This window comes from Olsenella sp. Marseille-QA0557 (assembly GCF_965119725.1).
Classification (GTDB): domain Bacteria; phylum Actinomycetota; class Coriobacteriia; order Coriobacteriales; family Atopobiaceae; genus Coprovicinus; species Coprovicinus avistercoris.
Genome location: NZ_CBCPMI010000001.1, coordinates 1254623 through 1267334, shown reverse-complemented (window position 1 = coordinate 1267334; position 12712 = coordinate 1254623). Strand labels below are relative to the sequence as shown.

Here is a 12712-nt window from a genome sequence, read left to right as displayed (position 1 = left end):
AAACAGATTCTATAAGAGTTCTGAAAACTACCAGGTAAAAGGGTGTTTTTGAAATGTATTAGAACTCTCTTTTATGTATGAAACTTCGCTTTTGAAAGCAAATTACAAAAACGCTGACGCAGCTTTATCCACTGCGTCAGCGCCTCAATAGCAAGAGTATTGCGCTCTCTTACTTATATGTGTAAGAGCTCTTTCAGAGCAGGACTCTTCTCTCAGACGGCCTTAATCGTCATATCCTGCATAGGTACGACCAAGAGCGTCAGCACCAAGGATTGCCTCGCACACCATCTCAGGTGTTACGTCAAACGGCATGTTGCCCATCGTGTCGGACGGATCGCATGCAGCCTCGGCAACCTTCATGACCTTCTCACGGGTTACCTCAGTCACACCAATGTCCTCAAGGCAGACTGGCAGGCCAATCTCGAGTGCAAATGCGAGAACCTCTTCAAGCTGGTCACGGCTTGCATCGGCAAGAACGAGCTGAACCAGGGTACCAAAAGCAACCTTCTCGCCGTGATAGTACTCGTGTGTCTCGGGAAGCTGCGTCAGGCCATTGTGGATAGCATGGGCCGCTGCCAAACCAGAGCTCTCAAAACCAATGCCAGAAAGAAGGGTATTGGCCTCAATGATCTTCTCGACAGCCTTGGTGCAGGCACCGTGATCAAGAGCAATCTTTGCCTTAAAGCCATCCTCAACGAGCGTCTCATAGCAAAGCTTTGCCATAGCAAGGCCCGCCTGAGTAGCATGACCACCGGCACAGGTAGATCCATCAGCATCCACCGTGGCCTTGGCCTCAAACCATGTGGCCAAAGCGTCGCCCATACCAGAAACCGTCAGGCGCACCGGCGAAGCAGCAATGACGGTGGTGTCCATAAGCACCAGGTTGGGGTTCTGGCGCAGGAACAGATAGCTCTCAAATGCATGATCATCGGTATAGATAACCGAGAGCGCCGAACAAGGAGCATCGGAACTTGCAATGGTTGGGCAGATTACTACCGGAAGCTCGCGGTGATAGGCAACTGCCTTAGCGGTATCAAGAGCCTTGCCGCCGCCAACGCCAATTACAACGTTGTAGCCGCCGCTCTCAACGATGCCACAGAGACGATCAATCTCGGTGTTGGAGCATTCGCCACCAAATTCCTCAAAGTCTGCCGTTGCATCTACCTCAGCAAAACCAGCCTGAATTTTGTCGCCCACGCGACGGATACCAGAGGCAGTAATAATAACAAGAGCCTTCGATCCAAGTGCAGCAACATACTGTCCGAGCTCAGAAAGAGCGTTGGGACCCTGTACATACTTGGAAGGACTGTTAAAAACTTGCGCCATACCTCTCCCCTTTCTTAGGACAATGGATTTACAACAAATCCATTGCAACTAAAACACCCTGAGCGTGTCGTACAAGAAACAGTCTAATTCATACCAGTTCAAAAGAATGCCTTGTATCAGCTCATGACGCACTCGTTACATCCCTGAATGTACCCAGCGCGCCCATCTACAATGCGTCTTGTTGGGCAAGCACCCGCGAGCGCTTTTCCAAAAACGTTGTAAGGGCAGCTAAGGCGCATGCCACTACCGAGAAAAGAGCGCCCACCAAGCCCACGCTTGCCAAACCTGGACCGGCAACCACCGAGCCACCCACCGCTGTTCCAAACGCAATGCCAACATTAAACGCCATGGGCTCAAGCGAACTTGCCAACGTAAGCGCTTTGGGATGGCGCTGAGCCGCAGTCCCCATAAACATGGTGACGCAAGGAACCGAAACCAAATACATACTCAAACCTATAAGAAGCACAATGACAAGCGCAGGCAACGTTGAGCCACCCAGCATCCACAGTGAAAAAAGCAGCAAAGCCTGCACCGGGAAGGTGAATATCAAAGCTTTAAGCCCAAAGCGAGAGGCAATCCAACCTGACGTAAGGTTAGAAATAAGACAAGCTATTCCATAGCCCATGAGCACTGCACTCGAAATGGTAGGGCTCACCCCTAAAATCTGCTCGAGATACGGCGTAACGTAACCATAGAAGACATATACCGAACCCACGCCAAAGATAAAGATGCTCATACCGCCAAGCACGCAGGGCTCCTTAAGCAAACCAACCTGCTCATGGAAGGTAGCCGGCTCATCGGTAGCGCCGTGGCGCGGCAAAAAGGCAACAAGCGCAATGCAGGTAACAAGCGCCAATACTAAGGTGCCGATAAGAGCAATGTCCCAGTTAAGGCGATCGGCAATGAGACGACCGGCAGAGGTCGCGAGCACCATAGCAACAGAAAACGCTGCATACACGATAGCAATTGTCTGAGAAACACGCTCCTTGCTCACCAGCTCAGGAATGTAGGTAACACCAACTGCAAGCAAAGCACCCGATACCGATCCAAGCAACACACGTGCCAAGAGAAGTGATGTGAAATTCGCAGCAATAACTGCCGCGCTATTGCCAATGCAGAAGACGACCGAATAGGCAACGAGCAGCTGAAACCTGCGCAGACGTCCCGTAGTGAGCGCCAAGATTGGCGTGATTATTGCATACGTAGCTGAGTAGACACTGATGAGCTCTCCCACGCGAGAAAGTGGAACCCCAAAAGATGCAGCAAGCTCTGGCTCAATACCGATAACAACAAACTCGGATACTCCTAAGGAAAGTCCCAGGACTACCAGCAAAAACACGCATAAATACCTACGAAACGTAGTGAGGTTCTCCCCCACGCTCGCTCCTCTCTTCGCCCAAAAACGGACTGAGTGTACCGTAAAAGTACAGTCTCAGTAATGACTCTGGATTGTTGCTACAACTTGGCAACGTCTCGGTAATGACGTCTACATCTCCGACGAACTCTGGGGCACTTCGCCTGTTGCAAGCACTTGTTCAAGCGCTGCTTCATCGAGAACTGGAACGCCTAAGCTCCGAGCTTTGTCCAGCTTTGAGCCGGCCGCCTCACCAGCAACCACAAAACTTGTGCGTCGCGAGACAGAGCCAGTTACTTTTGCGCCCAAAGCAACGAGAGCTGCTTTTGCTTCATCGCGCGTCCACCGTTCAAGCGAGCCAGTGAGAACAAAGGTAAGACCGTCGAGCGAATGGCTTTGCTCAGAGGCTGTACGCTCCTCCTCCAAAACCACACCCGCACTGCGAAGGCGCTCAATAACCACGCGGTTCTCGTTAACCTTAAGAAACGCATGGACGTTCTGCGCAATCTTTGGGCCAACGCCTTCCACAGCGGCAATGCGCTCTTCATCGGCAAGCATGAGGTCAACAATGTTGCCAAACGATTCTGCAAGCGCACGCGCTACCGACTCGCCAACGTAGCGAATACCCAAACCAAAAAGCACTCGCGCAAGACCACGGCTCTTGGATGCTTCAATTTGGGCCATCACCTTAGCGGCAATAGTGGTGCCCACCGTGATGGAATCGCCTGCAGCATGGTCGCGGGTTGTTGTTTCGTATGTTCTACCTGTATCGAGGGCGGCCAGAGAAGCCTCGTCCAGCTTGGTGTAAAAATCCGCCACATCTGAGACGAGTCCAGCAGATATAAGCCTTGCGATAAGCTCGTCACCAACGCCGTCGATATCCATTGCCTTTCGGCTTACCCAATGCGCCAGACGCTCCTGTGCCTGAGCGGGGCAATCGAGAGAGACGCAGCGGAACGCTACTTCGCCCTCCTCGTGTACAACAGGCCCCCCACAGCTGGGGCACTTCTCGGGCATTTGGAACTCAGGAGCGTCTTCCGGACGAAGCTCCAACACAGGTCCAACAACCTCAGGAATAACGTCACCAGCTTTATGAACCACGATGGTGTCGCCCACGCGAACATTCTTACGGCGCACTTCATCAAGGTTGTGCAGTGTTGCTCGAGCAATAGTTGAGCCCGCAACGCGAACCGGATCAAACTCGGCAACCGGTGTAAGGACTCCGGTACGACCAACCTGAATACGAATCTCGCGCAGAACCGTGCGCTTCTCCTCAGGCGGGAACTTAAAGGCTATAGCCCAGCGAGGCGCGCGAGCAGTAAAACCAAGCGCAGCTTGTTGGGCAAATGAATCCACTTTTACAACAACGCCATCGATGTCATAGCCCAGCTCATCGCGACCAGCGAGCGCCTCCTCGCAAAACGCATGCACCTCAGAGGCAGAAGCACAACGCCGAGCATGCGGGTTAACAGAAAAGCCGCAGTCCGAAAGCCAAGCGAGAAACTCATGCTGGCAGGTAACGTCTATGGGCGTTTCGTCTGCAACGGCATAGAGGAAGGTCTCAAGATCGCGAGATGCGGTGACCGCAGGATCCTTTTGGCGAAGGGAGCCTGCCGCTGCATTGCGAGGGTTGGCAAATGGAGGTCTACCCGCCTCATCGTTCTGCTCGTTTAGACGAACGAAACTGCTTTTTGGCATATAGACTTCGCCGCGAACCTCAATGCTTTGATGCAGTCCGAGATTGGTGACATGCTCAAGACCTGCTCGTGCAAGTGTTCGTGGAATGTCAGAAATGGTAAGGACGTTGGCAGTTACATCTTCGCCCGTAGTACCATCGCCGCGAGTTGCCGCGCGCACAAATCTACCATCACGATAGGTAAGAGCAACACCCAAACCGTCAATCTTTAGCTCACAGGTATAGGATGGCTTTCCTTCTGCGCGGCTATCGCCTGAAGCAGCAAGCTGCGCCAGCGTCTCTTCCGTACGATTGAGCCACGCATCAAGCTCTCCAAGATCCATGGCATCATCCATGGAATACATACGGCTGGCGTGCGTAACAGAGGCAAACTGCTCAGAGACATATCCTCCTACACGCTGCGTATAAGAGTCAGGAGTTACGAGCTCAGGATGAAGCGCCTCAATGTCTTGAAGTTCAACCAGCAAACGGTCAAACTCAGCATCCGTCATCTCGGGATCGTCAAGTGCATAATAGCGCCAAGCAGCGTGCTCAAGGCGTTGATTCAACCATTGAGCACGCTCTGCTGGAGTTGAAGGTTCAGTCTCCTCGGGAGACTGCATATCAAAAAGAGACGTCTGCTGAACGTTGGTATCCAGCTTTTGAGCATTCTCGCGGGCGTTTGCCATAGTGCCACGTTCCTCTCACATGCATCCAGCTGTTCTCAGAATGGTATTTCATAACAGCTTCGAAAGCATATCCCACCGAGAAGCAAAACGGGCACACCAAACCAAGACGCAGTAAAAACCTACGACTCTTTTGGCTGACCGTAATAGCCGCGTTCTTCTGCCTCATCTGCAATCTGCTCTGGCGTGAGATGTGCCAAGGGAAGCCCTGTTGCAAGTGCTGCAAGATAGCAGCGGCACCCCTCCTCAAGATTCACCGCAGAAGAAAGTGCCTCATCAACATCGCGGCCAAAGGCAATGACACCGTGATGCTTCAGGATAACTGCAAGCGCATCGCCAGCGTACGTGACCGTTTGGATACCCATACCCTCATCGGAGCTGCGGGTAAACGGCGCCACCTGTACCGCCGCGTTGAGCTCATCAATGACGGTCACAAAATCTGCCGGAAGCTCATCGCATACCAGGGAAAGAGCAGTTGCATACGGCTGATGCGTATGAATGATGGCCCCAATCTCGGGACGGTGATTAAAGATATACAGGATTGCAGTGATGTCGGAGGTAGGACGGCGCTTGCCTTCCACAACCTCGCCTTCAGCATTTACCACGCAAATATCTTCGGGCTTCATGGTTTCATATGCCATAGCTGAAGGAGTAACCAAGAACAGGTTCTTATCGACGCGCAAACTCACGTTGCCGCCGCTGCCTTTGATGAGTTGCTCGACCTTCATCTGAAGGGCGCAATCTATAAGAGATTGCTTCTCTGCCTCGTACACGCTTTAAGCCTCCTTGTTATGTGCAATACGGCATGATTCGCCTAAAGCGCAAATACGCTCCGCCGCAGCAATCGGATCTTTTGCTCCAAAAACAGCCCTGCCAACCACAACGCCATCGGCACCTGCTGCTACCACATCGGGCAGGTTTTGCTCGTTGACTCCACCGTCAACCCAAAGCTCAATGTTGTTGCATGCACCGGCGTGCTGTTGAAGAACTTCAGAGCGCAACGCCTCGTAAACACGACGGACCTTCCAGAGCGTCATAGGCCTGAACGGCAGACCCTCCGAATCCGCCTCAACGCTCACGAAAAGGAAATAATCGGCTTGATCGGCGTATGCCAGAAGCTCATCTATGGGCGTCTTGAGGTTGCAAGCCAAACCCACCTTAGGAATGCCTGCTTTACGTGCAGCACTGAGAAACTCACTCGGAAATGCCAGCGCCTCAACGTGCGCACAAACAGCCGCAATACCTGCACGAGAAAGCGGCTCTACATAATCAAGCGGATTGAGCACCTCAAGGTGCACATCCACCGGAACCTCGGTAGATGTGCACACGGTGCGTACCGTATCAACGCCAAAGGTAATCTCGTGAACAAAATTACCGTCGTCGACATCCAAATGAATATGTTTGAGTCCTCGTGTTGCAGCCAGGGTTTCGGCAAGGTTGAGATCGGACCCTGCCGATAATGACGGGCTCAGCTGAAACACGGATTACTCCTTCCCAAAGACGGCAAGTGCCTCGAGCGCACGCTCATAGCGGGCAAACTTGCGACGATAGGTTTCCACGCGCTCCGGACGCGGATTGACCGTCTCGCCCAAGCGCACCGCCTGTGCAATTGCATCATCAAAATCGCTATACACGCCAGCCGCCACACCAGCCGACATTGCTGCGCCCTGAGCTGAAAGTTCTGTGTTGGCAAGCGTTTCAACCGGAACGCCCAAAACGTCAGCCATGATTTGAGTCCACTCGTGGCTCTTTGCAACACCTCCAGAAAGCCTGACATGCCTTCCGGTGAGATCTTTGCCTACAAGCTGGTGGACATTCCAGAGGGTCGAGAAGCACACGCCCTCGTAGACCGCAAGAAGCATGTGCTCACGAGTGGTGTAGCTCGTAAGTCCCATAAAGCAGGCATCGGCACCCGAGGGATATGAGGCTCCATACAGATAGGGAACAAAGACAACGTCTGACTCGTTAGGATCAAGCGCTGCCACAGCCGCATTGCACTTTGCGTACAGATCCGAGCGAGAAACACTTTCTTCACCAGGAGCAAGCAGGTTCGAGACAAACCAGTCGAAGTTGGAGGCACTTGTCGGCCACGACTCTTCAACATTGAAGAAGCCCGGACGATACCCCAGGGTTACCGTGTTCTTGTTTTTGTCGTAATCGGTATTGGCCTCAAGAGCCAAACGCTCGTTAATGGACCAGGTGCCGGCAATGAGACAAAGTGTCTCGGTATCGGCAACACCACTGGCAAATTCTGCAGCATCAATGTCAAAGTAACCTGCCGCTACGGGCGTGCCCTCTACCAGTCCGGTTTCTTTGGCACCCTCAGCACTTATCGTCCCCGCAGCGCTGCAGCTCTCACACACCGGCGGCATAATACGATGCAGCTCAGGAATGCCAAGGGCTTCAAAAATAGCCGGATCAAACGAACGGGTATGAAGGTTGAGCAGACACGTTGATGAGGCCTCGGTCATCTCGGTGGTAAAAGTTCCCGTAAGGCGGAAGCGAATGTAATCTTTAATGCCCAGGCACCACCGCGTACGCTCAAGCACCTCAGGCATATTGCGCTTAAACCACACGAGCATAGCGGCCGGCTGAGCTGCCCACGTTGACTGACATGTCATGGGATAAATTGCACGCTCTACCCCCGTCTCGGCAAACTCTGAGCAAATATCATCAGCGCGCTCGTCGGTAGAGACAACTGCTTTATACGTTGGCTCTCCGTTCTCATCAACAAGGCAAACACCATTACCGTAGCCAGTTAAACCAACACCAGCCACCTGCTCACCCGTTACTTTTGCAGAAGACAATGCCTCGCGAATCGCTTCGACATTCATCTCCCACACGCGCTTTGCATCCCGCTCTGACCAGCCTGGATGTGGAACCTCAATAGGTAAACGACGACTCGCAACAGCAAGCTCACGACCATCTAATGAGAAGACCGCGCACTTTGTTTCCGAACCGCCATTATCAATACCGATAAGAACCCGGTCCGCCATGCTCGCTCCTTAATCTTCAGTTGTTATGTTTCGTGTTTACAAGCTCTTACGAACCTCATAAACAACGTCCATAAATTCCTTCACACGGTTAACGTCTACACGTACGTTATGCAGGTTCTCGTCCTCCAGACGACCGCCCTCTTTGAAGTAGGTGCCCACTACAGCAGCATCGCAAACAGCAAGCTTGCTCTCAATGGTGTCGGGACGGCAGCCGGTATTAACAAGAACGGCGACCTCAGGATTCTTCTTCTTTACTGAAGCGATAAGGCCGGTATCTACATCGGCACCAGCAGCTGTTGCAGAAACGCACAGACCATCAGGATGTACCTTGAAAATAGTTGAAGCAGCAATGTCTGCCAGGTCACGCGTATCAAGATTGCGATCTGATTCCGGATTGATGAAGTAAAGCATCCGCAGATCATCCAAATGGAGCTCTGCCTTACGGCGCATAAGCATCGAGAAGTCATTGTTGTACAGGCCACCATCGCCTACATACACGCCTGAGAAGGTGCCGCGCACAAACTTAGCCTCGCAGGCAGCAGCAAGTTCAATACAAGCAAGACCGTCGGAAATAGCATCGACGCCATACGGAACAGAAAGCTCACTCTTGAGCTGACCGACAACATAAGCCATTGTTGCAGGTGTGACATAGCTCATATGACGCTGATAGGGCAGGCTGAACTCGTTTGACACAATAATGCCGTCAACGCCACCTTCTTGCAAAGCCTCGAGATCACGCTTGGCATACTCAACAACGCGGGACACCGATCCATCAAAGCCATATCGCGGATCGCCTGGCAAGGGATCGAGATGCAGCATAGAAATGATGGGCTTCTTAACACCAAACAGTTCCTCAGTCCAAAGCATGTATTCCCCTTTCTTTCTGTAGCAAAAGCCACATTAGTTTGGGAGCAGTCAAGCCATTGATTCGTGGCTCCTGCACCCGCCAATCCCTTTTGGTATGAAAAGCACTACTTGCTTATATAGTTTGTCCTTTATAGACAGCTCTGTCCATAAAGCTTTGTTCCTCTCCCACTTGCCGTAAAAAAAAGACCGGACGCCCGAAATGGGACGAACGGTCTTTACAATTTCAATCCATTTTATGCGCGCATCTTCTCTTACAGATAGCTGTGCAATAAAGCAAAATCAATGTCACTTTAGAGTAAGGGTTGCGTCCGTGTCTAAGAATGAACCCCCTGCAAATGTCCCAACATACACATCGCGTCCGTCAGACGTTGTCCCATAATAGGTGCAATAGCTAGGAGCAGGTACACCTACGTATACATAGGTGTTTCCCGAAGACCCTGCATAGTCGCTTTGATGGAGCAGATAGGTACCATCCCCATTGTCAGTAACATTCCAATTTATCTGTCCTTCTTCATTAACAGATTCATCACTCATAACCCAGTAATCAGGCACATCTACATAGAAAGCGTCACACTCATAATCATGAACTACAGCAGGCGGTGCGACCTCTTCTGCAGCAGCCGCAGATCCATTATCTACCGTCTCGTCAGTTGATGTTTCTTTATCGGTTTGCGTCTCAGCATTGCCACTGTCCTGCTCAGCCTCAGTATTGTCGCTTTCTTGTTTATCCTCAGCACCCTCTGACTCAGAACTATCGACTACCGACTCTTCTTGTACGGGCGGATTGGGATTAAGAACTTGCGTGTAAACCAGGTATGCAGCACTTGCAAGAGTTGCCAGACCAAGAATAACGAGAGCAACAACAAGAGCCACCGGTATACGACGTCTACTTTGATAGCGAGCACTTGTCACCTGAGAATGAATTTCACCGTGGATTTCTGTAGATGGATGTTCTTTTCCACTTAATGAAGTATTTACTTTGTTATCTGTAGCTGCTGAAGAAGCCCCGCAAACACCACAGAACTTTGCGCCAGGATAGAGTTCAGCACCGCATTTTTTACAAAACATAATTACTTTCCTCCTTGACGCATTAATCATAGAACCCAAAATTACGCTATAAAAGTAATTATGAACGTTTAAAAAATCGCCCCTGAATTACCAGGGGCGATTTCTTTGCAGGTTTGGTTGATATCTTACAGCGTTGAGATAGGACCTCACCAATGCCATAGTTTTATAGCGTTAGGCAATCTGTGCCTCATAACCAGCATCTACGACAGCTGCCACAAGCGCATCATCGGAAACACCATCTGCAACTTCACAGGTGGCAGTACCAGATTCAAGGTCAACGTTTACATCTGAGACCCCTTCGATACCTTCGAGTGCCTTGGTAACATGCTTTACGCAGTTCTGGCACATCATTCCGGTTACCTGTAGTTTCTTAGCCATTGTTCTTTCCTTTCTTTCACAAGCGCATTCGACGTTATCCACGGTAACTGCAAGTTCTGCAGCTGGAACATCAGAAGGTGTCGTTTGCACCGGCTTCCACGTGCGTAAACGAAGTGCATTACTCACAACAAACACCGAGGAGAAGCCCATTGCAGCCGCACCTAACATAGGACTTAACATTATTCCTAATGGGGCTAATACACCCGCAGCAACAGGGATGCAAATTGCGTTATAGAAAAGCGCCCAAAAGAGGTTTTGCTTAATCGTACGCATGGTCGCATGACTCAACTCCATTGCGGTAGCAATATCTGCAGGATCTGAGTGCATTAACACTACATCAGCAGAAGAAATAGCAATGTCGGTGCCTGCGCCAATTGCAATACCCACATCTGCACGAGCAAGCGCCGGAGCATCATTGATTCCATCGCCCACCATTGCGATGGTATGCCCCTGCTCCTGTAGTGCACGAATCTTAGCTTCTTTTTGCGCCGGCAATACTCCTGCAATTACCTCATCCACACCAACCTGCTTAGCAACGGCCACTGCAGTGGTTTGTTGATCGCCTGTAAGCAACACAGTACGAGCGCCCATAGCGCGGAGACGTCCTATTGCCTCAGGACTTGTAGACTTGATAGGATCTGCCACTGCAATCAGACCCAACACGTTGCCATTGGCAGAGAAAAACAGAGCTGTTTTGCCATCGTGAGCAAGGAAATCTGCCCGCTCAGCAAGCGATCCAAGATCAACATTATTCGATGCCATCAGGCGAGCATTTCCTGCCAAAACAGATGTATTATCGATTGTTGCAGATAACCCACCCCCAGGAATTTGCGTAAACGCAGTAACGGTTAATCCTGCATCAGCCTCAGGCATGACTTCATCGCTATAGGTACAGATTGCAGATGCCAAGGGATGTTCACTTTTACGCTCCAAAGCGCATGCATACTTAAGGAGTGTTGACTCTGTCACTTCAGGAGCCAGGAACACATCGGTAACCTTTGGAGCACCCGCAGTAACCGTTCCTGTCTTATCAAGCACGACAACATCAACGTTACAGGCAGTTTCAAGAGCATCCGCACTCTTAATAAGAATTCCGTTTGCTGCACCACGACCGGTGCCCACCATAATGGCTGTTGGTGTCGCCAAGCCAAGCGCGCACGGACAGCTAATAACGAGCACTGATATTGCATGCGTGAGTGCAACGGCAATATCGCCTGTAAGTATCATCCATACAAGAAATGCACCGAGCGCAATAACGATAACGATGGGCACGAATACGCCCGCGATCTTATCGGCAAGACGCTCGATAGGAGCCTTAGAGCTTGTCGCTTCATCAACAAGGCGAATAATTCCAGCAAGCGTGGTATCGTCACCAACCGCACGGGCTTCCATTTCAAACCAACCGCCGGTACTGACTGTTGCACCTGTAACACGATCGCCTGACTTTTTCTCTACTGGTACCGACTCACCGGTAATGGCAGACTCATCTATCGCAGCCGAACCCTCTACAACAACGCCATCCACAGGCACGGTTTGTCCTGCGCGAACAACAAGACGCTCTCCCACAACAACGTCTTCAGCAGGCACTTCAAGCTCTTGTCCATCTCGTACAACTGTTGCGGTTTTTGGCGCAAGATCCATAAGCTTCGTAATTGCATCGGTGGTCTTGCCCTTAGCCCTTGCCTCAAAGTATTTCCCCAGAGTAATGAGGGTGAGAATAACGCCTGCGGAGTCAAAATACAGGTTATGAGCAGCGCTCATAAGTGCTGCTGAATCTCCAGAACCAGCAGCCCATGCCATGATATAGACCTGAGCAATACTCCAAACAGCGGAAGCCGCAGAGCCCAGTGCGATAAGAGAATCCATGTTTGGAGCACGATGCCATAGTGTCTTAAAACCCGTAATAAAGTAATGGCGATTCACGAACAGAATGGGCACACACAGCAGAAGCTGAGTAAGTGCCAAAACCATAAGATTCTTTGAGCCGCTGAGAAAAGGCGGCAATGGCCACCCAAACATAGGCCCCATAGCCACATAAAACAGGGGTATGGAGAAGATGATTGAGATAATAAGCTGGTGTTGTTTCTCAGCAACAGCACGTACCGCGACTTCGCTTGGACGCTCAGCATTTTGCTCAGAGCCCTTTGTTTTGTTGCGGCGTGATGCGCCATACCCAGCCTTATCGATTGCATCTATAACTGCGGCAGCCGTTGCTTGGGTACCGTCATAATCAAGCTCCATTGAGTTTTTGAGCAGATTCACATTGGCAGATGTCACACCTGCTACATCAGATGCAGCTTTCTGGACATGCGACGCACATGCAGCACATGTCATACCGGTAATGTCAAATGTTTCTCTCATA

General features: G+C 51.1%; 9 protein-coding genes. All 9 read right to left on the bottom strand.

The window, feature by feature from the left end; genetic code table 11:
• Window positions 1–222: 222 nt before the first annotated feature.
• Window positions 223–1326, bottom strand: a complete 1104-nt coding sequence (locus tag ACQY6Y_RS05835) for a glycerol dehydrogenase (RefSeq protein ID WP_428379372.1) — start codon at window positions 1324–1326, stop codon at window positions 223–225.
• A 166-nt stretch (window positions 1327–1492) separates the two neighbouring features.
• A complete protein-coding gene (locus ACQY6Y_RS05830) occupies window positions 1493–2704 on the bottom strand; it encodes an MFS transporter (protein ID WP_428379371.1) in 1212 nt (403 codons plus the stop codon).
• Window positions 2705–2812: 108 nt separating this feature from the next.
• Window positions 2813–4978 carry an NAD-dependent DNA ligase LigA gene (ligA, locus tag ACQY6Y_RS05825; protein WP_428379957.1) on the bottom strand — a complete coding sequence of 722 codons (2166 nt, stop codon included), beginning with the start codon at window positions 4976–4978 and terminating at the stop codon, window positions 2813–2815.
• A 185-nt stretch (window positions 4979–5163) separates the two neighbouring features.
• On the bottom strand, window positions 5164–5814 hold the full coding sequence (locus tag ACQY6Y_RS05820; RefSeq protein ID WP_428379370.1) for a class II aldolase/adducin family protein: 651 nt from the start codon (window positions 5812–5814) through the stop codon (window positions 5164–5166).
• Between the two features lie 3 nt (window positions 5815–5817).
• On the bottom strand, window positions 5818–6522 hold the full coding sequence (locus ACQY6Y_RS05815; RefSeq protein ID WP_428379369.1) for a ribulose-phosphate 3-epimerase: 705 nt from the start codon (window positions 6520–6522) through the stop codon (window positions 5818–5820).
• A gap of 3 nt (window positions 6523–6525) precedes the next feature.
• Window positions 6526–8037: an FGGY-family carbohydrate kinase gene (locus tag ACQY6Y_RS05810; protein WP_428379368.1), complete on the bottom strand. Its 1512-nt coding sequence runs from the start codon at window positions 8035–8037 to the stop codon at window positions 6526–6528.
• A 36-nt stretch (window positions 8038–8073) separates the two neighbouring features.
• The gene (locus ACQY6Y_RS05805) at window positions 8074–8904 is read right to left on the bottom strand and encodes a BtpA/SgcQ family protein (RefSeq protein WP_428379367.1); all 831 of its coding nucleotides are present in this window, start codon (window positions 8902–8904) and stop codon (window positions 8074–8076) included.
• Between the two features lie 285 nt (window positions 8905–9189).
• On the bottom strand, window positions 9190–9972 hold the full coding sequence (locus ACQY6Y_RS05800; RefSeq protein ID WP_428379366.1) for a zinc-ribbon domain-containing protein: 783 nt from the start codon (window positions 9970–9972) through the stop codon (window positions 9190–9192).
• A gap of 171 nt (window positions 9973–10143) precedes the next feature.
• Window positions 10144–12711, bottom strand: coding sequence for a heavy metal translocating P-type ATPase (locus tag ACQY6Y_RS05795; protein WP_428379365.1), 2568 nt, complete (start codon window positions 12709–12711; stop codon window positions 10144–10146).
• Between the last annotated feature and the right edge of the window lies 1 nt (window position 12712).